Annotated in this window: 28 protein-coding genes; 13 read left to right on the plus strand and 15 right to left on the minus strand. The window is 68.9% G+C overall.

Annotated elements, in window-relative coordinates:
• Positions 1–92 precede the first annotated feature (92 nt).
• Entirely contained in the window at positions 93–719 is a 627-nt protein-coding gene (locus HDC94_RS00785; RefSeq protein WP_179493981.1) for a response regulator transcription factor, read from the minus strand.
• Positions 716–2359, minus strand: a complete 1644-nt coding sequence (locus tag HDC94_RS00790; protein ID WP_218870400.1) for a GAF domain-containing protein — start codon at positions 2357–2359, stop codon at positions 716–718. Before HDC94_RS00790 ends, HDC94_RS00785 begins: the two co-directional genes overlap by 4 nt.
• 173 nt (positions 2360–2532) lie before the next feature.
• Here HDC94_RS00790 and HDC94_RS00795 point away from each other — a divergent pair, with 173 nt between their 5' ends.
• From HDC94_RS00795 to HDC94_RS00815, 5 genes are all read left to right on the plus strand, one after another.
• Positions 2533–3408: a universal stress protein gene (locus HDC94_RS00795; RefSeq protein ID WP_179493985.1), complete on the plus strand. Its 876-nt coding sequence runs from the start codon at positions 2533–2535 to the stop codon at positions 3406–3408.
• Positions 3405–4187 carry a universal stress protein gene (locus tag HDC94_RS00800; RefSeq protein ID WP_179493987.1) on the plus strand — a complete coding sequence of 261 codons (783 nt, stop codon included), beginning with the start codon at positions 3405–3407 and terminating at the stop codon, positions 4185–4187. Before HDC94_RS00795 ends, HDC94_RS00800 begins: the two co-directional genes overlap by 4 nt.
• The gene (locus HDC94_RS00805; protein WP_308495589.1) at positions 4184–6001 is read left to right on the plus strand and encodes a heavy metal translocating P-type ATPase; all 1818 of its coding nucleotides are present in this window, start codon (positions 4184–4186) and stop codon (positions 5999–6001) included. The genes HDC94_RS00800 and HDC94_RS00805 overlap by 4 nt, the downstream gene beginning before the upstream one ends.
• Before the next feature lie 61 nt (positions 6002–6062).
• Positions 6063–6461 (plus strand): pyridoxamine 5'-phosphate oxidase family protein, encoded by a 399-nt coding sequence (locus tag HDC94_RS00810; protein WP_179493989.1) that lies wholly within the window; start codon positions 6063–6065, stop codon positions 6459–6461.
• Positions 6461–7462: a hypothetical protein gene (locus HDC94_RS00815; protein ID WP_179493991.1), complete on the plus strand. Its 1002-nt coding sequence runs from the start codon at positions 6461–6463 to the stop codon at positions 7460–7462. The genes HDC94_RS00810 and HDC94_RS00815 overlap by 1 nt, the downstream gene beginning before the upstream one ends.
• 165 nt (positions 7463–7627) lie before the next feature.
• Here HDC94_RS00815 and msrA read toward each other — a convergent pair whose 3' ends face one another.
• The 3 genes from msrA to HDC94_RS00830 form a co-directional block, all read right to left on the minus strand.
• Positions 7628–8137: a peptide-methionine (S)-S-oxide reductase MsrA gene (gene msrA, locus HDC94_RS00820; protein WP_218870402.1), complete on the minus strand. Its 510-nt coding sequence runs from the start codon at positions 8135–8137 to the stop codon at positions 7628–7630.
• Between the two features lie 2 nt (positions 8138–8139).
• Entirely contained in the window at positions 8140–8598 is a 459-nt protein-coding gene (gene msrB / locus HDC94_RS00825; RefSeq protein WP_179493993.1) for a peptide-methionine (R)-S-oxide reductase MsrB, read from the minus strand.
• A gap of 121 nt (positions 8599–8719) precedes the next feature.
• Entirely contained in the window at positions 8720–9349 is a 630-nt protein-coding gene (locus HDC94_RS00830; protein ID WP_179493995.1) for a phosphatase PAP2 family protein, read from the minus strand.
• 136 nt (positions 9350–9485) lie between these two features.
• Here HDC94_RS00830 and HDC94_RS00835 point away from each other — a divergent pair, with 136 nt between their 5' ends.
• Complete coding sequence (locus HDC94_RS00835; protein WP_257021606.1) at positions 9486–9959, plus strand: SRPBCC domain-containing protein; 474 nt, start codon at positions 9486–9488, stop codon at positions 9957–9959.
• A complete protein-coding gene (locus tag HDC94_RS00840) occupies positions 9956–10273 on the plus strand; it encodes a metalloregulator ArsR/SmtB family transcription factor (RefSeq protein WP_308495590.1) in 318 nt (105 codons plus the stop codon). The genes HDC94_RS00835 and HDC94_RS00840 overlap by 4 nt, the downstream gene beginning before the upstream one ends.
• Here the strand turns inward: HDC94_RS00840 and HDC94_RS00845 are convergent.
• A complete protein-coding gene (locus tag HDC94_RS00845) occupies positions 10270–10686 on the minus strand; it encodes a DUF1761 domain-containing protein (protein WP_179493999.1) in 417 nt (138 codons plus the stop codon). The two genes, HDC94_RS00840 and HDC94_RS00845, sit on opposite strands and share 4 nt — an antisense overlap.
• A gap of 84 nt (positions 10687–10770) precedes the next feature.
• Here HDC94_RS00845 and HDC94_RS00850 point away from each other — a divergent pair, with 84 nt between their 5' ends.
• The 3 genes from HDC94_RS00850 (at position 10771) to HDC94_RS14470 (ending at position 13096) form a co-directional block, all read left to right on the plus strand.
• Entirely contained in the window at positions 10771–11715 is a 945-nt protein-coding gene (locus HDC94_RS00850) for a YafY family protein (RefSeq protein WP_179494001.1), read from the plus strand.
• 43 nt (positions 11716–11758) lie between these two features.
• Positions 11759–12901, plus strand: coding sequence for an AI-2E family transporter (locus HDC94_RS00855; protein ID WP_179494003.1), 1143 nt, complete (start codon positions 11759–11761; stop codon positions 12899–12901).
• A gap of 69 nt (positions 12902–12970) precedes the next feature.
• The gene (locus tag HDC94_RS14470) at positions 12971–13096 is read left to right on the plus strand and encodes a hypothetical protein (RefSeq protein ID WP_257021607.1); all 126 of its coding nucleotides are present in this window, start codon (positions 12971–12973) and stop codon (positions 13094–13096) included.
• 10 nt (positions 13097–13106) lie between these two features.
• Here the strand turns inward: HDC94_RS14470 and HDC94_RS00860 are convergent, their stop codons facing one another.
• Together HDC94_RS00860 and HDC94_RS00865 are read right to left on the minus strand one after the other, a co-directional pair.
• Positions 13107–13523 (minus strand): pyridoxamine 5'-phosphate oxidase family protein, encoded by a 417-nt coding sequence (locus HDC94_RS00860; RefSeq protein ID WP_179494005.1) that lies wholly within the window; start codon positions 13521–13523, stop codon positions 13107–13109.
• Positions 13524–13609: 86 nt separating this feature from the next.
• Positions 13610–14752, minus strand: a complete 1143-nt coding sequence (locus HDC94_RS00865; RefSeq protein WP_179494006.1) for a PLP-dependent aspartate aminotransferase family protein — start codon at positions 14750–14752, stop codon at positions 13610–13612.
• Positions 14753–14955: 203 nt separating this feature from the next.
• Here HDC94_RS00865 and HDC94_RS00870 point away from each other — a divergent pair, with 203 nt between their 5' ends.
• The gene (locus HDC94_RS00870) at positions 14956–15480 is read left to right on the plus strand and encodes a hypothetical protein (RefSeq protein ID WP_179494009.1); all 525 of its coding nucleotides are present in this window, start codon (positions 14956–14958) and stop codon (positions 15478–15480) included.
• Positions 15481–15536: 56 nt separating this feature from the next.
• Here the strand turns inward: HDC94_RS00870 and HDC94_RS00875 are convergent, their stop codons facing one another.
• Entirely contained in the window at positions 15537–15911 is a 375-nt protein-coding gene (locus tag HDC94_RS00875) for a hypothetical protein (protein ID WP_179494011.1), read from the minus strand.
• A gap of 189 nt (positions 15912–16100) precedes the next feature.
• Between HDC94_RS00875 and HDC94_RS00880 the strand changes: the two genes are divergently transcribed.
• Positions 16101–16778 (plus strand): GAF and ANTAR domain-containing protein, encoded by a 678-nt coding sequence (locus HDC94_RS00880; protein WP_179494013.1) that lies wholly within the window; start codon positions 16101–16103, stop codon positions 16776–16778.
• Positions 16779–16803: 25 nt separating this feature from the next.
• Positions 16804–17517: a GAF and ANTAR domain-containing protein gene (locus HDC94_RS00885; protein WP_179494015.1), complete on the plus strand. Its 714-nt coding sequence runs from the start codon at positions 16804–16806 to the stop codon at positions 17515–17517.
• Between the two features lie 12 nt (positions 17518–17529).
• Here HDC94_RS00885 and HDC94_RS00890 read toward each other — a convergent pair whose 3' ends face one another.
• The 6 genes from HDC94_RS00890 to HDC94_RS00915 all read right to left on the minus strand — a co-directional run bounded on the left by HDC94_RS00890 (position 17530) and on the right by HDC94_RS00915 (position 26083).
• On the minus strand, positions 17530–18171 hold the full coding sequence (locus HDC94_RS00890; protein ID WP_179494017.1) for a helix-turn-helix domain-containing protein: 642 nt from the start codon (positions 18169–18171) through the stop codon (positions 17530–17532).
• Between the two features lie 6 nt (positions 18172–18177).
• Positions 18178–18609, minus strand: coding sequence for a VOC family protein (locus tag HDC94_RS00895; protein WP_179494019.1), 432 nt, complete (start codon positions 18607–18609; stop codon positions 18178–18180).
• A 61-nt stretch (positions 18610–18670) separates the two neighbouring features.
• Positions 18671–19393, minus strand: a complete 723-nt coding sequence (locus tag HDC94_RS00900) for an ABC transporter ATP-binding protein (protein WP_179494021.1) — start codon at positions 19391–19393, stop codon at positions 18671–18673.
• Positions 19390–20274 carry an ABC transporter ATP-binding protein gene (locus HDC94_RS00905; protein ID WP_179494023.1) on the minus strand — a complete coding sequence of 295 codons (885 nt, stop codon included), beginning with the start codon at positions 20272–20274 and terminating at the stop codon, positions 19390–19392. The genes HDC94_RS00900 and HDC94_RS00905 overlap by 4 nt, the downstream gene beginning before the upstream one ends.
• The gene (locus HDC94_RS00910; RefSeq protein ID WP_179494025.1) at positions 20271–22955 is read right to left on the minus strand and encodes an ABC transporter permease; all 2685 of its coding nucleotides are present in this window, start codon (positions 22953–22955) and stop codon (positions 20271–20273) included. Before HDC94_RS00910 ends, HDC94_RS00905 begins: the two co-directional genes overlap by 4 nt.
• Positions 22952–26083, minus strand: a complete 3132-nt coding sequence (locus HDC94_RS00915) for an FtsX-like permease family protein (RefSeq protein WP_179494027.1) — start codon at positions 26081–26083, stop codon at positions 22952–22954. The genes HDC94_RS00910 and HDC94_RS00915 overlap by 4 nt, the downstream gene beginning before the upstream one ends.
• Between the last annotated feature and the right edge of the window lie 122 nt (positions 26084–26205).

A 26205-nucleotide genomic window follows, 5' to 3' on the forward strand; every position in this document is an offset into this window, starting at 1 on the left:
TGTGGTCGACTGGGGCGTGGCATCCGCCACGTCTGCGCTCAGTCTTCGCCCGTGCCGGGAGGGGCACGAGGGCACAAGGTCCCGCGGGTCAGCTAGTCGCGCGGGTGCTGAGCCCCGTAAACGGCGGCCTGGGTGCGGCGTTCCATGCCGAGCTTGGCGAGCAGCCCGGAGACGTAGTTCTTCACCGTCTTCTCGGCGAGCTCGAGTCGCTCACCGATCTGCCGGTTGGTGAGACCCTCGGCGATGAGCTGCAGCACCTGCTGCTCGCGCAGGCTCAGGTCGACGGCCGCGGTCCTGGCCGTGCTCGTGGCCTGCTCGACGACGCGTCGGCTCGTGGCGGCGGTCACGAGACTCTCACCCCTGGCCACCCTGCGGATGCTCTCGAGGAGGCCCTGACCCCGGATGTCCTTGAGTACGTAGCCCGACGCGCCCGCGAGCACCGCCGTGCGGCTCGCCTCGTCGTCGGCGTAGGCGGTGAGCATGAGGCAGCGCACCTCGGGATTGCGCGAACGGATGTCACGGCAGAGGTCCACCCCGTTGCCATCGGGCAACTGCACATCGAGCACGGCCACGTGCGGGATCGTGGCGGCCACCCGCCCCTTCGCCTCGCGAACCGTGGACGCTTCGCCCACGACCTCGAGGTCGGGCTCGGCATTGATCAGGTCGGCGACACCTCGCCGAACGATCTCGTGGTCATCGACCAGGAACACCCGGATCATTCACTCTCCTCCAACGGAACTCGCCACCTGAGCACCGTACCGCGCGGATGCCGCGGCGCAAGCTCCACGGTTCCGCCCCGGGCCTCGGCCCTTGCCGCGAGGTTCGCCGTGCCACTCGACCGAGTGGACTCTGGCGCGATCCCCCGCCCGTCATCCTCGATCTCGACGACCACCGTGCCGTCGAGAACCGCAACGAGTGCCCACGCGTGCTCGGCCTGCGCGTGCCTGGCGACGTTGGCGAGCCCCTCCCGCACCACCGCGACGACATCATCGGCCACGTCGGTCGGCACCATGAGGTCGACGGGACCGGCGAAGGCCAGGCGGGGTGCATCCGTGAAGACCTCGGAGAGTTCACCGAGGAGATCGATGACGCGATGTCGGAGCGTCGGTTGCTCGGTGTCCGACTGGGACGTCATCGTGAAGATGGCCGTGCGGATGTCGGCGATCGCGGCATCCAGAGCGTCGACCTGCTCGACGAGCCTCGCACGGAGCCGCTCATCGGCCTGCCCGGCGATCGCCTGGAGCGACAACCCTGCCCCGAAGAGCCGCTGGATCACGTTGTCGTGGAGGTCGCGGGCGATGCGGGAGCGGTCCTCGAGAACCGCAAGTTTCTGCCGGTCGGCGCGACCCGCGGCAAGCCGCAGGGCGACGCTCGCCTGTGCGGCGAAGTCGGCGGCCATGTCGAGATCGGTCGTCGCGAAGCGGGGCCGCCCGGGTGCTCGTGTGACGGTCAGCACTCCGCCGCGGTCTGCGGCGATGGATCCCGCAATGGCGATCGGGAGGGCCATCGTCGGACCGGTCGCGAGCGGGTCGTCGGCGTCGCCCAGGTCTGACAGGTGGGGATGACCGCTCTCGTCCGCGCGGCCGGCGAGTGTGTCGGCCGAGTCGAAGACGAGACCGACAAGGGCATCGGCCCCCTCACCCCTGGCCACATCGACGCGGAGGCGGCCGTCCGGTAGCGGGAGCACAACACAGACGAGATCGGCGTCGGCCAGCAGCGCGACCCGGTCGGCGAGCACGGCGAGGGACTCCTCGGAGTCATCCGAGAGCAGCGCGGCCGTGACCTCGGCGGATGCCACGGTCCACCGCTGGCGGCGCTGGCTCTCGTCGAACAGCCTCGCGTGGTCCACCGCAGCTCCCGCCGTGGCCGCGAGCGCCACCAGCAGTTCCTCGTCCTCCGCGCTGAACGGTCCGCCCTCGCGCTCGGCGAGGTAGAGGTTGCCGTACGTCTCGTCGCGGACGCGGATGGGTACCCCGAGGAACGTCGTCATGGGTGGGTGACCGGCGGGGAAGCCGCTCGACCGTGGATCCGCATCGATCCTCGGCAACCGGATGGGCTCCTGCTCCTCGATGAGAGCCCCAAGCAGGCCGTGGCCCTCTGGCAGGTGTCCGATCCGTGCCACGAGGTCATCCGGCATCCCGACGTGGATGAACTGCTCGAGCCCGCCGTCAGGGCCGATCACCCCGACCGCGCCGTACCTGGCTCCCACGAGATCGACCGCGGCTTCGACGATGGTGCTCAGTACGACCGCGAGCTCGATCTCGCCCGCCACGGAATGGTTCGCCTTGAGCAGGTTGCGCAGGCGACTCTGGGTCGCGAGGACGTGTTGTGCGGACTCGACGAGCCGCGCCAATGACATGTCCAGTTCAGAGCGAGGCCCGTCAGGAAATGTGAGGCCTCCCGTGTCGTCGACCATCCGACCTCCAGCGGGTCTTTCACGTGCGGATCGTGGGACCTTCGGCACTGCCGACACCGCCCGATCAAGGCCAGTCTGACACAGAGAGTCGGACACGGGGCCACGGGAGGTAAACCATGGAGAAGATCGTCGTCGCGATCGATCCCGAAACCGATCCAGCCGGGCAGCCGGCGCTGGAGTGGGCGATCGCCCGGGCGCAGGCCGGATCGGCCTCACTCGAGTTGCTGACGGTGATTCCCTCGAGGCACGGACCGCGCGGGGACGACCTCGTGCAATCGGCGGCCCCCTACGCGGAGGACGTGCAGCGCGCAGCGGACCTCGCGAGGACGCGCGCTCCCGCGTCACCCGTCTCGGTGAGTGTGAGGCGCGGCTCGCCCGCGCGCGTGCTGATGGCTGTGTCGTGGCGAGCCGACCTGCTCGTGATCGGATCTCACCCGACCGGTCCTCTCGCCGGCATCCTCCGAGGCACGCTGGCACTGCAGGTCGCGGGCAGGTCGGAATGCCCCGTCGCCGTCGTGCCCTCGGGCTGGGAGCCCGGCGGGCCCGGCGGTGTCGTGGTCGGGTGGACGGATGACGCGACCGCCGATGAAGCTCTGGAGATCGCCGCACAGGAAGCCGCGGACGCCGGCACGACGCTCACGATCGTGAACTCGTGGGGACAGCCCTTCGGCACGGACGCCGTCCCCGAGGTGGTCGACGTGCTGCGCGAGCTCGTCGAGACGGCGGCCCGTCGGGTTCGCGCCAGCCATCCCGGCCTCCCGGTAGAGGTGGCGTTCGGCCCGACACCCGCGGTCGTCGCGCTCGTGGAGCGCGCGCGCACCGCGGGACTGGTCGTCGTGGGCAGCCACGGCCGGGGCGCGCTGGGCAGTCTCATCCTGGGTTCGACGAGCCATGACGTGCTCGTGAACATGCCGTGTCCCGTGCTCGTGGTTCCGTCACCGGGTGAGCGCATCACCGTGCTCCCCGAGATCGCACCGGAGGACGAACCGTGACGATCAGGGTCGGGGTGGACGGCTCTGGACCGAGCCGTGCCGCACTCACGTGGGCGGCGAAGCGGGCAGCATCCGACGGTTCGGACCTCGCGCTGGTCCATGTGGTCGACGGCGAGTGGGGCCAGCTCGGCCACGGGGTCGCCGAGAACGAGTCGGATGCCGGGGCACACGTGCTCACGGAAGCCGCAGACCTCGCACGCCGCTTCGCCCCCGACACCTCCACCACCACGACACTCCTCCACGGGAGCACGGCGTGGGTGCTGGCCTCGACTGCCGAGCCCGGCGACCTGCTCGTGGTGGGCACCCACAAGACGGGTTACCTGACCGGTCGCGCCCTCGGGACGAGGAGCATCGTCGTGGCATCCGTCGCGGAGAGCTCGGTCGCGGTGATCCCCGATACCCAGGTGTCGGCGCGGCGCGGAGTCGTCGTGGGGGTTGCAGCCGGGAGCGCCTGGGAGGCTGCGGTGGCCTGGGGCGCGAACGAGGCGACGCGCCTGGGGAACGAGCTATCCCTCGTTCATGCGACCACCGGCGACGACGGGAACGAACTGCTCGCCGAGGCCGCCGCCCTCGCCTCGCGCATTCACCCCGCGCTCGTCATCCGGAGGCGGGTGTCCCGTCGACGGGCCTCGGAGGCGCTCCTCGACGCAAGCCGATCCGCAGGCCTCCTGGTTCTCGGCGCGAGCCACGTGAGCACCGCACGCGCTGGCTTCCTCGGATCGACGACGCACGAGGTACTGCTCAACATCAACTCGCCGGTTGTCGTGGCGCGCGCGTGATCTCGGAGACGCGCCCCCTGGTGCTGCGTTATCCGCTCGTGAGTGCGACCCTCGTGGTCGCACTCGTCACACTCGCCCTCGTACTCTCGTCGGCGAACTGGCTCGCTCCCTGGGTTACCGGGGCCTACGCCCTGGTGATCGCGGGGCGCAGTGCCGTGTCGATGGTGCGCTCACTGCGCACCGGGACGTGGGGCATCGACATCCTGGCTGTGGCCGCGATCGTCAGTACGGTCGCCCTCGGGGATTACTGGGCGGCGCTCGTGGTGGTGCTCATGCTCACGAGCGGGGAGGCGCTCGAGGACTTCGCATCCCGCCGCGCGCGCAGCGAGTTGAGGTCCCTCCTCACGCGCGCTCCACAGGTGGCGCACACTGCCGGGGGCGACGTTCCCGTGGATGTTGTGGTGCCCGGCGATGAGCTCGAGGTGCGGCCAGGCGAGGTGGTACCGGTGGATGGCGTGCTGGTCGGGGCCGGGGCATCCCTCGACGAGTCCTCCGTCACCGGCGAGAGCATGCCGGTGACGCGCGCGGTCGGGGAGCAGGTGGTCAGTGGTGTCGTGAACGGTGGGTCGGTCATCCACGTGCGCGCCACGGCAACGGCCGCGGAGAGCCAGTACCAGACCATCATCGACCTCGTGCGGTCGGCAGCCGACAGCAAGGCACCCTTCGTGCGTCTGGCCGATCGCGTGGCCATCCCGTTCACGCTCGCGGCCTTCGGGATCGGCGCACTCGCGTGGATCCTCTCGGGCGACCCCGTCAGGTTCGCCGAGGTGCTCGTGGTCGCCACCCCGTGTCCGCTGCTCATCGCGACACCAGTCGCATTCATCGCCGGGATGAGCAGGGCAGCGAGGGTGGGTGTGATCGTCAAGAGTGGCGGCGTGCTCGAGCAGCTCGCCCGCACCCGCACGGCCGCCTTCGACAAGACGGGAACGCTCACGCGAGGTACGCCCGAGGTGGACAGGATCGACGTGCTGACCGGAACGGAGGAGGAGCTCCTCGGGTACGCAGCAGCGCTCGAGGCCGACTCCGCGCATGTGCTCGCGAACGCCGTGGTCACCGAGGCAGAGCGCCGCGGAATCACGATCCGCGAGGCGACGGCGGTGGAGGAGGTCGTTGCAGAGGGTGTGCTCGGCACCGTGGATGGCGGGATGATCCGGGTGGGCAAGCGCTCGTTCGTCGCCCCGTCGTCCGTGCCTGAGTGGAGGGAGCTTGAGGCCGGCGAGACCGCGGTCCACGTCTCGCGCGACTGTCGACTGCTGGGGCGGATCGTGCTCACCGATGAACTCCGGCCCGAGGCATCCGCGACCCTCGTGAGGCTCAGGGCGCTCGGCATCACACGCACGGTCATGCTCACCGGGGATGCCCGTGAGACCGCCGACCGGATCGCACAGCTCGCCGGGGTCGGCGAGGCTCGCGCCGGGCTCCTGCCGGGCGGAAAGGTCGCCGCCGTGCGGGAACTCACTCCCCGCCCCGTGATGATGGTCGGCGACGGGGTCAACGATGCGCCCGTGCTCGCCGCAGCGGACGTCGGGATCGCCATGGGCGCACGCGGCGCGACGGCCGCGAGTGAATCGGCCGACGCCGTGATCCTCGTCGAGGACCTCGGGCGAGCGGCCGACGTGATGCAGCTGGCCCAGCGCACCATCCGGATCGCCTACCAGAGCATCGGGGTCGGGATCGGACTGAGCGTCGTGCTCATGCTCGTGGCGACCACGGGCGTGCTGCCGGCGATCATCGGAGCCACCCTGCAGGAAGTGGTCGATGTGATCGCGATCCTCAACAGCCTGCGGGCCGGGCGGGCGCTGCAACGCCGGTAGGACGAGGCCGCCGGGACCAATGGCACTGTGCCCTCTCCGCGCCATCCCGTTGGCTTGATGCATGCCAACACCCACAACCATCACACTCGACGACAACGACGCCTGGAGCAGGCTCCGCAGCCAGAGCTTCGGACGCCTCGCGGTGAGCGTCGACGGGCATCCCGACATCTTCCCGCTCAACTTCCTCGCGACGGACGGCGACGGGATCCTCCTGCGTACCGAACCGGGAACGAAGGTGGACGACATCGACTCGAACCCGAACGTCGCGTTCGAGGTGGACCACACCGACGAGCAGACCGCGTGGAGCGTCGTCGTGCGCGGCGTGGCGACACGGGTGGCCGACGAGGAATCGCTGAGACTCCTCACGACCGCGCCCCTCTGGGCGTGGGCGCCGGGCGAGAAGTCGGTCTTCCTCCACATCGAGCCGACCAGCGTGATCGGTCGACTTTTCACCCGCTGATGGTCGCGCTCACCGCTCCGCAGGGTCGCTGGCACATCGGCACGTGGATCGCCGCGTGCGCGGTGGCCGAGACCATCGGGATGACAGCCTCGGCGAGTGCTGCCCGTCTCGCCGACGCTCTCCAGGATCCGCTGCTCGGGCTGCTCATCGTGGTGGCGGGCGGCCTGGTCGAGGGCGTGGCGCTGGGCGTGCTGCAGGCCTACGCCCTCGTGCGCTGGCTACCAGGGCTGCGGCGCGGCCGGTGGATCGCCGTGACCGTGGTGATGGCGGGGATCGGGTGGGCGGCGGCATCCCTGCCGTCCCAGCTCCCCGGTTCGACCGGCGCAGAACCGCCGCTGTGGGTCGTCATGGCGGGCGCGCTGCTGCTCGGGGCCGTGATGGGAGCGGCTCTCGGTGCGGGCCAGGCCTTCGTGCTGGCCCGCACCGTGCGGCACCCCGCTCGCTGGGTGGGTATCTCGACGCTCGCGTGGGCGCCGGCGATGGCCGTGATCTTCCTCGGTGCGACGGCTCCGGATACCACGTGGCCGACGCCGATCGTGATCGTGCTGGGTGCACTCACCGGGGCCGTTGCCGGAGCCGTCCTCGGACTGGTGAGCGGGGTGCTCTCGCCGTGGCTCATGGGGCGCTCCGCCGTGGGCGCGGCCCTTCTGGGGATCCTGCACTCACGAGCACACGGAATCCTCGGCGGTGGGCTCGGTGGACTCCGCGTCGTCGGGCGCCGCTCCGGGCGCACGATCGAACTCCCCGTGCAGGTCGCCCAGGGCGACGGGCTCCTCGTGGTGTTCCCGGCGGGAGCGGAGCGCAAGACGTGGTGGCGCAACCTGCTTGAGCCGTCGCCCGTGGAGGTACTGAGCGACGGAGAGTGGAGGCCAGGCACGGGGGTTGTCGTGACTCCACCCAGTGCGGAGTGGGATGCCGCGGCATCCGTCTACCGCACGCGCTGGCCGCGCGTCACGGTGCCGGGCGACTCCCCGCTTGTGGTGGTGCGGGTGCTCCAGTGAGCTCGGTGGTGAGGTTTCGATAGCGGCCGCTACGCCGCGGAACCTGACGGCCGGGACGGCCGTCAGCGCTGGCGTCGCGGCGAAGGCCAGAAATGGCCTTCGCTCCCAGCTCCAGCGCGCTCAACCCACAGTTGCAGGTCTCGAAACCCCACCACCCGTGACTGGTTAGGAAACCGTCTCGCGGTGCGGCAGCTTCCAGTTCGGACGCACGTAGTGGCACGTGTATCCATTCGGGTACTTCTCGAGGTAGTCCTGGTGCTCCTCCTCGGCCTCCCAGAAGTCGCCGGCCGGCTCGACCTCGGTGACGACCTTGCCGGGCCAGAGGCCCGAGGCGTCAACGTCGGCGATCGTGTCGAGAGCGACGCGCTTCTGCTCGTCGTTCTCGTAGAAGATCGCGGAACGGTAGCTGCGACCGATGTCGTTGCCCTGGCGGTCCTTCGTCGACGGGTCGTGGATCTGGAAGAAGAACTCCAGCAGGTCGCGGTAGGAGATCACCGAGGGGTCGAAGACGATCTCGACGGCCTCGGCGTGGTCGCCGTGGTTGCGGTACGTCGCGTTGGGGGTGTCACCACCGGAGTAGCCGACGCGGGTGGAGATCACTCCGGGGCGGCGGCGCAGCAGCTGCTGGGCTCCCCAGAAACATCCGTTGGCAAGAATCGCGGTTTCGGTTGCCATGATTAGGCCTCCTTCGTGGTGGTGAACAGGCTGCGGAAGTCACCGTAGCCCTCGGACTCGAGCTGGTCCACAGGGATGAACCGGAGGGCAGCCGAGTTGATGCAATAACGAAGGCCGCCCTGGTCGCGGGGGCCATCGTCGAACAGGTGGCCGAGGTGGCTGTCGCCACCCGACGAGCGGACCTCGGTGCGCAGCATCCCGAACGTGCGGTCCTCGTTGCGGACGATGTTCGTCGGGTCGATCGGGCGCGTGAAGCTCGGCCAGCCGGACCCGCTGTCGAACTTGTCCGTGGAGGAGAAGAGGGGCTCACCCGAGACGACGTCGACGTAGATGCCGTCGTCGTGGTTGTTCCAGAACTCGTTGCGGAAGGGAGGCTCTGTGGCGTCCTCCTGGGTGACCGCGTACTGCTGGCGTGTGAGCTGCGAGAGCGCCTCAGGGCGCTTGCGATAGGTGGATGTCATGGGGTCTGGCTCCTTGGTGAGCCGCTGGCTGCGGCCCTCGTTCTGTGCAACAGCCGGGGTCCCAAGAAAGTTCCCACTGTCAGCACCCGTTCAGGCTGACGCCGGGGATCGCAGAGTGAGCTCAGGCGACCGTCGTCCTGCGGCCTATGAACACGTGCACGATCGTGTACACGAGCACGGCGACTGACGCCCCGAGCACCGCCCCCGCGAGCACGTCGCTCGCCCAGTGCACGAGAAGGTAGGTGCGGCTGAGGGCCATGGCGACAACCCAGAGGGCGGCGAGCGCCCAGATCCAGACGCGCATGAAGATCAGGGCGAGGGCCACGGTGAGGGCCGCGGCCGCCGTCGCATGACCGGAGGGGAACGAGCTGGTTTCGACGTCCGTCACCCCGCCAGCGGGGCGCGGACGATTGAGGCTGAGCTTGATGAGCGTGGAGATTGCCGTGGCCAGGCCCACCGAGAGACCCACGGTCGCGGCATCCCGGAACCGACGGAGCACGAGCAGGAGGGCGACGACCGCGATGGTGATGATCGTCATCGACAGGGTTCCGCCGATGTAGTTGAGCGCGATGGCGAGCGACTCGAGTGCCGGGACCCGGTGGGTATCGAGAAGTTCGTACCAGGCCAGGTCGAAGCCCAGAGGGCGATCGGCGCGAAGCGCGAGGTCGACGGCACCCGCGAGCACGAGGAGGATTCCGCTCGCTCCGAGGATCGCCATCGACGGCCATCGACGGACGCCGACCTCACTCATGTTCGCCTCCCGACGTGAGCTTCCGACTATAAACGGCAGCGCCTCCACTCTTCTGCAACTCAGGGGTTGCAGAACCCGAGACTAACTGCAACTATTAAGTTGCAATAAGCCCACGAGAGGAACGATAGTTATGTCCATGACCACCAACCCCGGCTCCGTCGTCGACGAGGATGCCTTCACCGTCAGCCGCTCGATCGACATCGCTGCCCCGCAAACGAAGGTGTGGCAGGCCGTCACCGATCCCGCACACATCTCGCAGTGGTTCGGCACCACGGTGCTCGACGGCGTGGGCCCTGGAGCCACGGGGACCATGAGCTTCCCCGGATACGCCACGATCCCGTTGCGAGTGGAGGCGATCGACGAGCCTCACTCCGTCACCTACCGCTGGAACAACGACGACGCGCTCGGGTCGGCACCCGACCGCCTCGACGATGCCTCCTCCACGGTCTTCACCTTCACGCTCGAACCGACTCCCCTCGGTACGCGACTCACCGTCGTCGAGAGCGGCTTCGAGAACACCTCCAGCCCCGCCGTCAACCTCGCGGAACACGCCAAGGGGTGGGTCAGCGAGCTCGACAAGCTGGTGACGTTGCTGGAGGATGCCGCGTGACGACGGGCACGATGGTCCCCGTGTTCGCGGCACTCGGCGACGAGACCCGCTGGAGCATCCTGGTGGCGCTCGGCGAGCAGGATGCCTCGGCGTCCGCGCTCGCCGGGCTCCTCCCGGTCTCGCGCCAGGCCATCGCCAAGCACCTCGCCGTGCTCGAGGAGGTGGGACTCGTCGAGCCGGTGCGCGTGGGACGCGAGATCCGATACCGGGTCATCGGCTCGGAGCTCAGCGCCACGGCACACCGGCTCGACGCGATCGGCGCCGAGTGGGACCGTCGCCTGGCCGCGATCAAGACGATCGCGGAGTCGCTCTAGCGCCAGAGCGTGAGGATCACGCTCGCCGCGAGTGTGCACACGACGAAGTAGGGCGCATTGAGCGCTGTATAGAGGAACGGCCTCGGGAAGTTGGGGTTGATGGCGATCGTGAAGGTCTGGGCAACGAGGTATCCCACCCCCACGATCAGGCCGAACGCGATGCCGTCGGCAAGACCCTGGACGTCCAGCGCGCGCAGGAGAACGGCGCTCGTCACGACGATCACGAGACTCGCGACAAGGGGGCCGACGATGAACAACGGGCCCGGCTTGCCGAGCTCCCTGTTCTCGTTGCCGAGAGCCCGGGCATAGGGCTTCGGGATGACTGCGGTGAAGTAGACGCCGCCGAGGATGGCGAACACGAGTGTGCCAGCGACGACGGCAAGCCAGTTGATCTCGGTGAGTACTGCGAACATGTGGTGCTCCTTCGTGGGTTGATCGACCCACTCTCACACCCATGTAGGACAGCTTCGGTCCTCCACTCGAACTAGTCTGGTGACGTGACTTCGACCGCTCGTCTGCTGCGCCTGCTGTCGCTCCTGCAGATGCGGCGCGACTGGCCGGGCACCCTGCTCGCCGAACGACTCGAGGTCACTCCGCGAACAGTCCGTCGAGACGTCGACAGGCTTCGGGATCTCGGTTACAGCATTCGAGCCACAATGGGTCCCGACGGCGGGTACCGTCTCGACGCCGGTGAGGAACTGCCGCCCCTCCTCTTCGACGACGACCAGGTGATCGCACTCGCCGTGGCGCTGCAGGCGGCGAGCGCGACGGGCGCGGGCATCGAGGAGGCAGCACTGCGGGCGCTCACGACCGTGCGGCAGGTGATGCCCTCACGCCTGAGGCACCGCCTCGACGCGCTGCAGTTCACCGCGATGCCCCAGTCGACGTCCCAGGTGGCACCTGACGTGCTACTCGCCGTGTCGGTCGCGATCCGGGCGCGGGAGGTTCTCCGTTTCGACTACGGGGATGACACCGACCGCCCACCCCGCCGGGTGGAACCCCACCACCTCGTGACGCACCATGGCCGCTGGTACCTCGTTGCCTGGGACCTCGAGCACGACGAGTGGCGCCTGTTCCGCGTCGACCGCATGACGCCGCGGAGTCCGACCGGCAGGCGGTTCGTCGAGCGGGGCATCCCCGGAGGCAACGTCAGCGAGTATGTGGCGGCCAGGTTCAAAGGGTCGGATGCCGCCAACCGCTGGCCGTGCATCGGCACCGTCATCCTCGACCTGCCCGCGCGCTCGGTGCTGCCGTTCGCGGGAGACGGAACGGTCGAGGACCTCGGTGGTGACCGGTGCCGCCTGACGGCGGGGGCGTGGTCGTGGGGTGCGCTCGCGGCATCCCTGCTCCGCTTCGAGGCCGAGATCGACGTGCAGGGTCCGCCGGAGCTGGCTGCGACGTTCGCAAAGCTTGCGGAGCGCGCTGTCAAGGCCTCTGCCTGAACGGGAGGGCTGTGCTGTAATCGAGCGACCACGAAGGAGCACCGTGACATTTTTCAAGCGCGATTCCGCCTCCACCCCCAAGCCCGAGGGCGAACCCGCGACACCGCTCGCGACGCTTCTCACGGACAGGATCGGCAAGCTGGCGTTGCGCAGCGGCCAGTTCATCCTGATCCTCGCGCTCGCCTCGATCGTCGTCTTCGCGCTCGTTCAGCTGAAGCTCGTGGTCGTGCCGCTGCTTCTCGCGATCATCATCGCGTCGGCCGCGGCCCCCCTCCTGATGTGGATGCGGTCGAAGGGCCTGCCCCCGATCGCGGCCAGTTGGATAGCTCTCGTCAGCGGCATCGTCGTCTTCGGCGGGATCGTCACGCTCATCGTGTTCGCGGTGCGCGGCCAGTGGGACGCCCTCGTGGCGTCGACCTCCGACGGCATCGACCAGGTGCAGGACTTCCTGACGAACGGCCCGCTACCGATCGACGCGAAGCAGATCGAGGACGCGCGGCTCGCCATCACGGACTTCCTCACGAGCAGCCAGTTCGGGTCGGGCGCCATCGCCGGCGTGACCGTCGCGGGCGAGATCCTCACCGGTGCCGTACTGACCGTCGTCATCCTGTTCTTCTTCATGAAGGACGGCGACCGCATCTGGGCCTTCTTCCTGAAGCCGCTGTCCGCCCCGCGTCGCGCTCGCGGCGAGCGCATCGGCAAGACGGCCGTCACCACCCTCGGTGGTTACGTGCGTGGCACGGCCATCATCGCTCTCGTCGACTCCGTGGGAATCGGTGTCGGCCTCGCAATTCTCGGCGTTCCCCTGGCGCTGCCGCTGGCGGTCATCGTGTTCATCGGTGCGTTCATCCCGCTCGTCGGAGCGACGGCGGCGGGAGTGCTCGCGGCTCTCGTGGCTCTCGTGGCCAACGGCCCGGTCATCGCCCTCATCGTGATCATCATCGTGATCGCCGTGAACCAGCTCGAGGGCAACTTCCTGCAACCCGTGGTCATGGCCCAGTCGCTGAGCCTGCACCCGCTCGTCATCCTCGTCGCCCTCACTGCAGGCACCATTCTCGGCGGAATCATCGGGGCCGTGCTGTCGGTACCGATCGCCGCGGTCACCTGGGCGATCGTGAAGGTGTGGAACGCGCCATCCACCTCGATCGCCGAGCCCCGGCCGAGACAGAAGCGGTCGCGCGCCTGAGGTCCGGATGCAGCTCCACAAGCTGTCAACCCCCCGGGCTCTGAGCCGTGCCGACGTAGCGTGGCAGGCATGACTAACACCATCAGCGACCGCACGTCCACGACTCCGAGCGGCGACCCCGTCACGCCCGACGAGGTCGACCCCGAGACCGGCACCGACCCGGATGGCACGCCCACCGAGAACCCGTCGGGCTAGGCCCGCCGCCTCAGTACCGTTCGGGCTCCACGCCCCGGAGGAAGGACCGCCCGCTGATGAGGCCCGGTCTGATGCGCACCCATCGGTACTTGGGAGTGGGCAGCCACGGAGCGAGGGGCAGCCGGTCGGCCGAGTCGATCTCGGCCTGGCTTTCCAGCCTCTCGGCCGTCCCCTTCACCACGACGCTATAGGCCGAACGGTCATCCCAGCCGTCGATCTCGAGCGCCACGGCGGGATTCACCGAGAGCTCGAAGAGCTTGCTGCCAGGGGCGGTCCGGAAGTACAGGCAGCCGTCATGGACGACGAAGTTGACGGGAAAGATGTCGACGTCACCGGCGGGCGCCACAGCGAGACGCCCCACCTCGGCGTCACCCAAGAGGCGCCAACACGCGGCACTGTCCAGAACGACCAGCGGTTGCTCATCCATCGCAATCTCCTCGCTGCCTCGCGGTCCGTGACAAGAAGAATGACTCACAGAATCGTCGGCGATCAGTGCCGAAGGTCCCGCCTATGTCAACGGTTGAGCGCCTGGTCCAGGTCCGCGATGAGGTCGGCTGGGTTCTCGATGCCGACGGACAGCCTGAGCAGGTCGAGTGGTACGGGAGTGCCGGCACCCTCGATGCTCGCGCGGTGCTCGATGAGGCTCTCGACACCGCCGAGGGATGTCGCCCGCTTCCACAGCTTCGTGTTGGCGGCAACGCCGATCGCCGCAGCCTCCCCCGCCGCAACCCGGATCGACAGCATCCCGCCGAACCCGCCCTGCATCTGGCGAGCCGCCACCTCGTGGCCCTGGAAGCCCGGCAGGCCCGGGTAGAGCACCTCGGCCACCCGGTCGTCGTGGTCGAAGTGCTCGGCGATGCGGAGCGCCGAGTCGCTCGCCGCTCGTACGCGCAGGAAGAGCGTGCGCATGCCGCGGGAGAGCAACCACGATTCGACCGAGCCCAGCGTCGCGCCTCCCTGCGCACGCACTGACCGCACCCGCTGCCAGTGGTCGTTGTCGGCACGAGTCGTCAGGGAGCCAGCGGTGAGGTCGGAGTGCCCGTTCAGGTACTTCGTCGCCGAGTGCATCACGAGGTCGGCCCCCAGCAGGAGCGGCTGCGTGAGCACGGGCGTTGCGGTCGTCGAGTCCACCGCCAGAAGCGCGCCTGCCTCGTCGGCGATCTCGGCGGTGGCCGCGATGTCCGTGGTGGTCCACAGCGGGTTCGCGGGGGTTTCCACCCACACGAGCTTCGTCGAGCCAGGGCGGATCGCCGATCGCACAGCCGCGGCATCCGTCATCTCGATCAGCTCCACGTCGAGGCCCCACGACGTCGCGAAGTTCAGCAGCCAGTTGCGCAGGCTCCAGTACATGACCTTGGGTGCGAGCACGTGATCGCCCGGATGCAACGCCATGAACACCGCCGTCGCTGCAGCCATCCCGCTGCCGAAGAGCAGCGTCTGCTCGCCGTGCTCGAGCTTGGTGATGAGCGCCTCCGCGGGCTCGAACGCGGGATTCTGGTCACGCATGTAGATACGGCCGGAGCTATAACCGTTGTCCGGGTCGCGCAGGAAGGTGCTCGACATCGGGATCGACGGCACGAGTGCGCGAGTCGTCTCGTCGACCCACCCGAGACCTTGGGCGGTGAAACTCTCCGGATGTACGTCGCTCTCAGCCATAGCCCCATGCTAGGACGCCGGATTGCGGGCTCTCAGATTTTTGCCAGCTTGCGGAAACTGCCCAGCACTGGCGGGGATCCTGAGGCCCTTCTCCGAGTCGTGACCCCCTTCGCGGGCCAAGCAACCAAACCGGTTTGCGAGTCGCCCCGGACCTCCCAGTGCACCGGGAAAACCCGGAACGCAGAGTGAGAAGGAGTTCCGACATGAACAACATCACGAAGAAGAATGCATTTGGCGCCACCGCAGCTGCTGTCGCAGCAGCCGGACTGGTCTTCGTAGGAATCGCGGCCCCCGCTTCGGCCGACGACTCGACGATCACGCGCAACCAGGCGACCCAGACCGAGATCCCGGTCGTCGTCGCTCCCCAGGTGGGAGACATCGGCCTCATCAGCGGAGGAATCCTGAGCGGAGGCATCCTCGCGGGCGGCGTGGGCAACGGCAACGACGTGAGCGCGCCCATCGGCTCCGGCAACGACACCGCGATCGGCAGCGGCAACGACACGAGCATTTCCGATGTCGCCGACGTCTCGGACGTTGCCGACGTGACCGATGTCGTGGACGGTACCGTTTCTGACGTCGTCGACAACACGGTCTCCGACGTGGTTGACGGCTCCGTCTCCGACATCGTCGACAACGTCACCGAGGGCTCGGTGACCGACCTCGTCGACGTGGACGGCATCCTTGAGGGTGTCACCGGCTCCATCGGTCTCGAGGGCATGTTCGACTAATCACTCGGACTCGGTGAAGGGCCCCGCGACTTCGGTCGCGGGGCCCTTCCGTGCATTCAGTGCTTGCGGCGCGACCCTTCGGGGCCGGGACTGCGTCGCTTGACCCGGTGGAACAGCGACGGTTCCGGGGGCTCGATGTCGGCGTCGCGCTGACCCTCGATCTCGCCCTGGAAGTGCTCACGGTTGGTGAAGGCGGAGAGCGCCAGGCCGAACGACTCGACGTAGGCCCATCCCGTGGGCGGAGTGAGGAGGAGCACCTCGAACCGGTCGCGCTCCAGGCGCTCGATGAAGCCCATGATGCGGGCGTGATCAGCCGGATCGATGAGGGAGTTGGAGATCCGCCAGCTCGAGTGATCGAGACGGATCACTTCGAGGGGGACGGAGGTTGCGACCGGGACTGCCGGGGCTGTGCGGGAGGCGAAGAGGCTCACTGGCCACTCAATCCTGAAAGAAGGACGGCACCTGGGACCGGAGTGACTGGAACTCAGCATCGCTCGCCTGCTCACCTTTGTCAAGGATGGGAGGGCTTTGTCAAGGATGGGAGGGCGCCCCCCCGGTCCAGTGGAGTAACGTGAACACACTGTCCCGGACCTGGCAGTGCACACTGCGGAAGGTCGGACATGGACTCGCCATCGACAACGTCGCCCTTCGGGCAGGCGGATCTGTGCAGACCCTTCCTGTCCGCGCTTCCCATCTCGGGGGCGACCATCGCCGTCATGGCGGCCTCCGGTGCGCGGGTCACGCTCTGCTCGACCGACTCCGTCGCGGCACGACTCGACGAGCTGCAGTTCGAGCTCGGCGAGGGGCCACAGTGGTCGGCCGCCAGCACGGGAACGGCCGTGATGATTCCGGATGCGGCATCCGACGCTCACGACGAGTGGCCGGTGTTCGGCGCTGCCCTCGCTCTACTCGACGTCGGCGCCGTGTTCAGCATCCCGATCAAGATGGGCGCGGTGATCCTCGGGGTCGTCACGCTCTACTCGACACGACCGCGCGAGTTGACGCCGGTCCAGGAGGACACCGCCCTGGCCATCGCCTCGGCGATCGCTGGTGCCGCCGCCCAGGAAGCGCTGAGGCTGGCGGGCGATGAGGCTCCCGTGGATGAAGCGTCGGGCAGTCCGGCCTCTCGCCGCGAGGTCCACCAGGCCACCGGCATCATCCTCGTGCAGCTCAATACGACGGCAACCGTCGCATACTCGCGGCTACAGGCCTACGCTTTCGCCCAAGGGCGAACCGTGCAGGCGGTGGCCCACGACGTGGTTGCCGGCGTTATCACCTTCGAAGACACAGCACTGTGACGGAACCCCAGGAAAGAAGACGACGATGACCCTAGGGACTCGTGAGAGCAAGATCAGTTCAGCCTTCATCAAGCTCGCGGACACCCTCGTCGATGACTTCGATGTGGTAACGCTCCTGCATTGGCTCCTCGAGGAGTGCACCGAGATTCTCGACACGCAAGCGGGCGGTCTCATGCTCGTCGACGCGGCCGGGGAGCTGCAGCTCATCGCCTCGACGAGCGAGGACGCCAATCTCGTCGAGGTGATCCAACTCGCCGCGGGCGACGGGCCCTGCCTCGAGTGCTTCCGCAACGGTCAGGCCGTGACCGTCAGCGACCTCGAGACGGAAGGCGCCCGTTGGCCACAGTTCAGCGAAGAGGCACTGCGGATCGGCTTCCGGTCCGTGCACTCGACGCCGCTGCGGCTCCGAGGCCAGACCATCGGGGCCATGAACCTCTTCAGCTACCACGTCGGCGCACTCGCGCCGGACGATGTCGAGGTGGCCCAGGCGCTGGCGGACGTCGCGACCATCGGGATTCTTCAGGAACGAAGCATCCGGACCGCCCAGATGCTGGCCGATCAGTTGCAGCACGCGCTCGACTCGCGCATTCTCATCGAGCAGGCCAAGGGCGTGATCGCGGCGACCCTGAAGACGACGGTACCGAACGCGTTCACGATCCTGCGGACCTACGCGCGCGACCGCAACCTGCCGCTGCGCCAGGTCGCGGACGACGTGGTGTCGCGGCGGCTTCAGCTGTAGGAGAGGTAATCCCTACGCGGCCACGTGGAAGGTGGTCGCGAATCGCCCCAGCAGGTCGGCCCTCCCGTGCAGCACGTCGACGACGCCGGTCTCGATGGCGCGGTCTGCGGCGAGCTCCCCCGTGATGAGGCGGCGGATGTCAGGCCCCACCGCAAACGCTAGGTCTGCCGGTCCACGACCGCGCTCGACATCCAGCACCGAACCGTCCACCCGGATCAGCAGCTCCGCCTCGCCCACCCGCGCCGCGTACGACGTCGACGGCAACGCCAGCGCGACCTCCGGCTGGAAGGCCGTGCGAAGGTCCATCGTCATGGAGTCCGGTGTGATGACCTGCTCGTCGCGAGGGTCACCGAGCGCCTTGAATCCCCAGGCGCCGAGCGCGAGCACGATGGGTTCGAGTTCGCGGCCGTACGGCGTGAGCTCGTAGATGATCACTCTGGAGCGTGGCATCCGTCGGATCACGCCGGCCGCCTGCAGCTCCTTGAGGCGCGTTGCGAGGATGTTGCTCGGGATTCGCGGGAGGCCCGCGGCGAGTTCGCCGTAGCGGCGCGGGCCCACCAGGAGGTCGCGAACGATCAGCAGCGCCCAGCGCTCACCCACGAGCTCGAGGGCTCGTGCGGCTCCGCCGTACTGTCCGTACTCGCGCGCGGCCATGCGACCTCAGGACTGGTCGGTCGTTGCGCCGGGGCCCTCGACGGCTGCGGTCGGGTCCATCCAGCCGAACTCGAGGAGGTTGCCGTCGGGGTCGGTGAGCTGGCGCTGGTACATGAAGCCGTAGTCGGACGCGGGGCGCGGCTCGGCACCGCCCGCCGCGAGACCCGCGGCAGCGAGGGCGTCGACCTCGTCGCGGCTGTCGACGAAGATCGCCGTGGCGACGGAAGGGTTGACGGCCGGGTCGCCGATGGGGAGGTCGGTGAAGGTCTGGAAGAACTCCCGCACGAGGATCATGAAGTAGTTGTGGCCGTCCTCGACGACGACGCACGCGGCGTTGTGGTCGCTGAACAGCGGGTTGATGGTGAAGCCGAGCGCCGTGTAGAACGCCTTCGCGCGTTCGAGGTCGGTCACGGGCAGGTTGACGAACATCTGGGCCATGGGAGCCTCCGGGGGATGTGGTGTTTGAGTGGACTCACACTTGCAAAAAACAAGTGCGAAGTCAAGGTTTCGCGTCGGGCTCCGCCCCTGATGCGTGGCGCCCATGTCTGCGCCCCAGATGGCCGTCACGAATCTCAAGGATGCGGTCCGCGTGCGCGGCCATCTTCGGATCGTGGGTCGAGACCAGCGCGGCGACCCCGCGCTCGTGCACGAGCGACGAGATGAGCGACATCATCGCCTCGGCGTTGAGGCTGTCGAGCTGGCCGGTCGGCTCGTCGGCGATGATGAGCCTCGGGTTGTTCGCGAGGGCGCGAGCGATACCCAGGCGTTGCTGCTGGCCCCCGGAGAGCTCACTCGGCCGTTGCTCGGAATGGTCGGCGAGACCGACCACGGTCAGCAGTTCGGCCACGCGTTCGGCACGTTCCAGCGCTGGCACTCCGATCAGCCGCATCGGAAGCTCGACGTTCTCTGCTGCCGACAGCGCAGAGAGCAGCGCAAAGGTCTGGAAGATGTAGCCGATCTCGCGTCGACGCATGTCGACAAGATCACTCTCGCTCGCGCCGGTGACCTGCCGGTCGCCGAGCCACACCACGCCCGCGGTGGGGGCATCGAGTCCGCCGAGGAGGTTGAGGAGTGTCGTCTTGCCCGAACCGGAGGGCCCTCGCAGCGCGACGAGCTCTCCGGCTCGCACCTCGAGGTGAGCGTCGACCAGGGCGTGCACCTCGGTCGCCCCATTTCCGTACGTACGGGTGAGGCCCTCGCCGCGCAGGACTGTGTCGGTCATCGGTCCGCCTCCTTCGACCGGTCGGTCGGATGCACCTGCGCATGATCTTCCGCGAGTTCCACCCGCACGAGCCCGCTCAGCCCGAGGCTCCGCACGTACTCCTGGGGCAGCTGGAGCCGACCGACACGATCGAGCACCACGAACTCCTGCGAGCGATGCCGTTCCTCCCCGAACTCGTCGGTCTCGGTGCTCCTGTGCACCTCTGTCGAGAGCCGGCCGTCACGGATCTGCACCGTGCGCCGCACCTTCGACGACACCTCCTCGTCGTGCGTCACGATGAGGACCGTCACCCCCAGCTCGCGGTTGACGGCGCCGAGGGCGTCGAACACGAGCTGGGAGTTGATGTCGTCGAGCTCTCCCGTGGGCTCGTCCGCGAACAGTACCTCGGGCTCGTTGGCGAGCGCGACCGCGATCGCCACGCGCTGCTGTTGGCCGCCGGAGAGCTGGGCAGGCCGTCGACCGGCGAAGTCGCCCATGTCGAGCAGCTCCACGAGGTGCTCGACACGCTCGGCACGCTTCGCCCGAGGCATCCCGGCCAGCGCGAGCGGCATCGCGGTGTTCTGACGTGCCGTGTAATACGGCAGGAGGTTACGCGAGGTCTGCTGCCAGACGAACCCCACGGTGTCGCGTCGGTAGCGCGTGCGCTGCGCGGCAGACATCGCGAGGAGGTCGTGGCCCGCGACGGTGGCCCTGCCCGCCGTCGGCACCTCGAGTCCGGTGAGAATGGCGAGCAGGGTGGACTTGCCGGAGCCGGAAGCCCCGACGATGGCGGTGAGTTCGCCGCGCTCCACGCGGAGCGTGAGTCCCTGCAGCGCCTGCACCTCGACCCCCTCCGCGGAGAAGATCTTGACCAGGTCGGAGCATTCGATCTGGAGGGTCATGACTCTCCCATCTTGAGGGTGGATGCGGGCGCGAAACGCCGCCCGAGTGCTGTGGTGACGAGCACGGCGACCAGCACCGTGATGGCGTAGATGCCGACCGCGAGCGCGATCCAACCGGGATCGAGCGATGGCACGGGCAGCGACGTGCCGCCCAGGAACGCGCGAAGGTCGAGCACGCTGGTCACGAGATACGGCAGCCCCAGCCCGAGCGTCGTGCCGACGAGAACGGACGCGATCGCGACCGGGCCGAACTCCCACGCGACGAGTGCGCGTACCTGGCGGGGACTCATGCCGATGATCCGCAGCACCCCGACGACGCGATTGCGGGATGCAGCGGATGCAGCGGCCGCGAGTGCGACGACCAGCACCGTGAGCAGCAGTGTCGACCCGGCGACGAGGACGAGCGAGCCCTGGAGTGCTGCCGTGATGGGTGCCTCGCGACGGTGCTCGAGTTCTGAGCGCACGTCCTGGATGCGGGCCGAGCCCACGAACTGCTCCGGCTGGGCGCTGATGACTGCGGCTTCGACGGCGTCGACCACTGTGGTGTCATCGATGTCGTCGAGGTCGACCAGCACGCGGCTGGGCACCTGCGCCTCGAGCCCGAGGTCGTCCGCGGCACCGTCGTCGATCACCAGCCAACTGTCACCGAGGCCCGGAAGAGCCGAGTTCGGCACGACCCCGACCTGCTGGACATCGATGTCCTCCAGTCGAAGGCCCGAGCCCTTGATCCGCTCCGCGAGGCCCTCGGAGACGATCACGGGATACTCGCCACCCGTGTCGCCGGAGACGAGTGACGGGAGGTCGGGGCGCACGATCGCGAGCTGGGCTGGGTCTGTCAGGACGGCGCTGACGCGAATCTCCCCCGCCTCATCGTTGAGCGTGAGATTGGCCCGGTACGTGAGCGGGGCAGCCGCACCGACACCCGGAATGTCTCGGATCTCGTCGAGGAGCGTGGAGGGAAGGTCGTGAGCGGTGACCTGCAGGTCGGCACCGACAGATTCGGTGGCGGCACGCTGCATTCCGACGGCGATGGTGCTCACCATGATCGTGGAGAAGACGACGATCGCCACTCCGACCACGAGCGCGAGCGTGGCAATCGCACCGATCGCCGGCTCACGCACCGCCCGCGCCGACCCGACCTCGGCGACGGGAGCCGTCCTCCCCCGTACGAGGGCGCGCACCGCGCGCAGCGGCAGTGGGAACAGGCGCAACGCGAGCAGGCCGACCGTCGCGGCGAGCAGCACGGGCATCGCGACGAGCAGCGGATCGACACCGACGGCATCGGAGGATGCCACGAGCCCCCGTTGCTGCAGGAGAACGAGCGCGACGACGGCGGCGCCCGCGATGGCGGCCTCGATCACCCAGCGCAGGCTCGATCGCGAGCGCACCGAGATGTCCTGTCGCGCCTCACGGAGCGACCCCGGCGAGACGAGGATGGCCGCGAGAGCGATGGGCACGATCGCGAGAATGACCGGGGCGAGCCATCCCGCTGGTCCTACTCGCTGTTGCACGAGCAGGGCGGCCGCGATGATCGCGAGGGCAGAACCGGGAAGCGCGAGCAGGGAGGACTCGATGAGCATGACCGCTCGCAGCTGTCCGAGGGTCGCGCCGCGCGCCGACGCCAGGCCGAGCGCGGCCCTGCGCCTGCGGATGAGCGCCTGGATGCTCAACGCGTAGGTCGCGAGGAGCACACCGAGCAGACCGGAGGCCGCCAGTGCGATGAGTGAGGAGGTCGCCGAGACGGATGCCACGGTGCTCTCGATCACGTCGGTGAACGCCGTGCCGAGACTGAGTGAGCCGAAGTCGGGCAGTGCCACGGGCGTGGCCGTCACGTTGCGGATCTGGGTGGCGAGCGTGTCGGCGTCCGAGTAGGAGTAGGCGTTCGGGTCGATCGGAATCCACGCCGCGAGCGTTCCGAGGATGAAGGGTTCCTGCAGCGCGAGCACCGTCTCCGGATCGACGAAGACGGTCGTCTGGATTCTCGGCGGTTTGCCGGTCTCCCGGACGATCGCCGGGCGTTCGAGGTCGAAGGCGTGCGCCCAGTAGGTGTCGTCGGGATCCGTGAGGTCGTAGATGCCGGCGATGCGGAGTGGACCGGCAGGGTACTCGAGGATGTCGCCGACCGTGACATCCATCGCGGCGGCCGTGCGTTTCGACATCGCGATCTCGATGGGGTTCTCGGCGCCCGTCGGGTTCTCCTCCGGGACCCACGGGCGGGGGGCGGCGCCATCGATATAGGTGATGCGGTCGGCCCAGGTGAGGTCGATCGCCAGGCGCACGGTGAGATCGAGGTTGGCCACCCCCCGCACGACACCCGCGCCGCTCGAACTCTTGAGGATCCAGACCGGTGTGCCGGCGCCGTCGGCCAACGGTTCCGGCAGCTTCGACGGGAAGCCCATGATGGCCTTGTCGGTGCGGCCGAGCACACTCTCCACCGTGGGTTCTCCGCTGTGCGGCGGGGGGAACCCCATGCGACCCTCGCCCCGAAGATCGAGTTGCACGGCGGGTTGCTCCGCGAGCTCGTAGCGCAGCTCCGCCGTGGCCACCTCGGCGAAGGCGCGCGGAACGAGCGCGACCACAAACACCGTGAGGGTGACCAGCAGCGCGACGAGCACCGACGTACGGATGCCCGCCCGCAGGTGATCGGCGAGCAGACGGGTGGTGGAGGTCAGCGTGCTCACTCGCGCCCCTCACTCGGAAGGGACGAGGCGGCGAGCGCGCGCACCCGGCGGGCGAGCGCGGCCACGATGAGCGTCACACCGATCGCAAGACCTCCGAGCATGAGGCCGAGGCCGAGCCAGTCCACGGAGAGGTCGGTCCCGAGCGCGAGGAAGGCGCGATCGACGGCCGCCCGCGCGAGCTCCGGGACGGTCAGCACCGAGACGAGCACTCCCGCGAGAAGACCAGTGATCGCCGCGACCGCCACCACGAGCCCGAGCTCCCGCACGATGGTCGTGGCCTGTTCGCGTGCTGTCAGCCCGATCGCCCGGAGTGACGCGATATCGCTGCGCCCCCAGCGAATGCGCGAACTCGAGGCCGAGCCCACGGCGACGAGCGCGATCAGCAGGCAGCAGAGCGCCGCAACCCACAACGCGACCGACGCCGCACCGAGCACCTGCCGACCCACCGGATCGTCGCTCGAGATGATGCGGACCCCGGTGGGGAGCAGCGGGCGGAGCGTGTCGACCGAGGGCGCCGCTCCATCGCCCTTCACCCAGGCACCCGACAGCGCAAACGCCTCGGAGTTCGCCCGCTGGTGGAAGTGGTTGATCACGGTGAGATCCATGAGCACCGAGGACTCTGAGTTCGTTCCGGGGATGGCGGGCACGATCGCGGTGACGACGGAGTTCACGGGCTCCACGACGTCGCGCAGGCTGTAGACGACCAGGTCGCCCACCTCCAGCTCGAGAAGCTCTGCGATGTGCTCGGTCACCACCACGCCCGGTTGGATGGTGTCGACGGCGGTCCCGTCGAGGGTCGCCGTCATACGCACGAAGGGCAGAGCGGATGTCAGCACGAAACCGTCGCCCGCACCGCTCACGCGCGGCGGCTCGAACTGGCCGCGGAGGCTGTCGGCCATCCAGAACTGGTCGAGCTCCAAGGACTGCGCGCTCCCACCGACCTCGGCGTCCAGGCCGACCAGGCGGAACGCCGGGGCGGTCGCGTCGACTGGCTGGTCGGTGAGCTCGAGGTCGAAGGAGACGAGGGTTCCGGGCGTCGACCGCGGCACCGCGGTGAGGTCGGCCGTGTACGAGAACACCCCGTCGGCCTCGGCGATCGGTGCGGCGAAGCTGACCTCGCGGAGCCTCCCCAGCGAATCGGCGATCCACGCGCTCAGCCGCGGCGGTTCGACGAAACCCGATTCGGCGGCGCGCAGGGTGAGCGCGGTGGCCCCCTCAGGCACCGACGGCCCTGGCTGCTCGGCGGCGATCGCCGACGCGAGCTCCTCCGTGTTCACAGCGCCGCCCGCGGAGCTGGCCAGCCGTCGCACTGCATCCGGGGTCGCGGAAAGGACGGTCCCACCGATCGTGCCGATGGAGAGCACCTGCTCGTCGAGAGGTGCGAGCAGGGCGATGCCGTCAGCGGATGCCACGGCATCCATCTCGTCCGCGGTGAGCGGGTCGAACGGCGACGACACCCGGAGCTCGGAGCCCGCGTGGAGGGCTGCCGTGGTGTCGAACAGGTTCGTCCAGGTGGACGAGAAGGTCGCACCGATCGTGGCGGACCCGACGGCGAGCGCAACGATCACGAGAGGCGCCGTGACGCGACCGGTGCGCTGGGCGAGCGTGCGGGCGGAGAGATGGGCAGGCACGCCAGCGTCGCGCGTGCCGCGCGCGTAGAGCGAGACCACGGCCGGGAATGCTGCAAGGGAGGCGAGCACGACGGCGACGAGCGCCAGGGCGGGGGCCGCCACGGCGATCGGGTCGATGCTCGTGCTGCCCTCCGCGTTGGCGGTGAGCGGGGAGCCGTACAGGCGCAACTGCCACACCGAGACCGCGGCCGCGAGCGTGATCAGGATCACGAGGCCCGGAACGGCCACCCGCCGGACTCGCCGCTCCCCACGCCCGCCCCTGGTCGCGGTCGTCACGCTCAGCACCGAGCGGTACGAGGTGACGGCCGCGAAGACGATCGCCGCGAGGACGACCACGGCCGGCACGATGATCGCCGTCGTGCGCACCGCGAGGAGCTGGCTGAGGCTCGAGGTGAGCGCGAGCCAGAGGGTGACGGCGGCGATGCCCAGGCTCGCCCCGATAAGCGTGACGACGGCCACCTCGACCGTGGTGCGCCGGGCGAGAGCCAGTGGGGATTGGCCGCGCGACCAGAACAGTCGAGTCTCGTCCTCGCGGGAGGCGACGAGCAGCTGCACGAGTTGGGAGAGGACGACCACGGCGCTCCCCGCCACGAGAACGGCGGCGACGGGTTCGATCGCCCGGAGTCCCGCGATGCGCCCGCCGAAATCGTCGAGCGTTCTCGCCAGGCGACCCTGCGCCACGAGCGAGTCGGACTCCGGCACCTCCCCGCGCCACTCCTGCGGCACGCCGGCCCATGCGGCCGTGACCTCCGCGCGATTCGTCGTCGTGAATTCGTCGAACGAGCGCGGCACCATCGTCCAGATCGCGGCGGGGGCGGAGTCGATCCGTGACCATGCCTCCTCGGTGATCACGAAGGGGCCGAGCGAGGGGATGCCCGCGGTCGGCGCCGTCCCTCCCGTGACCACCGTCTCGTCCCCGTACCACCGCGGGTCGAGCCCGTCGCGGGCAACCCACGTGCCCGAGACCCGGAAGGGGATGTCGCCGAGCAGCACCTCGTCTCCAACCCGCAGACCGATGTCGGCGGCCGCGCTCTGCTGCACCGCGACCTCGTTCGGTCCCTCTGCGGGTCGGCCCGCGCTGAAGTCGGCTCGGGAGTCGAGGTCACTGATCGTGGCGATGGTGGCGGATCCGCTCCGCGTGGCATCGGCTTCGCCCGTCGTGGTCTCGTACCGCCCGTTCGCCTCGAGCGACCTCGTGACGTCGAAGGTCACCCCGGTGCCGTCGAAGGTTCGCTCGACCGCGGCCCGCACCGCGGCATCCTGTTCCCCTGCGGTGGGCGCGTCGGGCCCCTCCTCGTCGTCGGCAGGGGCGAGGTCGAGGATGGCTCGGAGGGCGAGGTCCGCGCCGGCCCGGCTTGCGAGCTCCGACCGGAGACCCTTCGTTGCCTGCTGGTCGAGATAGACGGTCGTGGCGATCGAGAATCCGCACAGGAGCACCACGACGACGAGGATCGCCGCCAGTGTGGGAGCGCTCCCACGCAGCCTCGATAATGACACCAGCAAATCCCCACTGTGTGGCGCCCGCGTCGTTACTGGGCTTCGATCGAGTCTAGGAGCACACCTGAACTCACGCGACCGCTTGCGCCGGCGCCGCGACTGTGATCGCCAACGCCACCTAT

The organism is Leifsonia sp. AK011 (assembly GCF_013410945.1).
Lineage (GTDB): Bacteria > Actinomycetota > Actinomycetes > Actinomycetales > Microbacteriaceae > Rhodoglobus.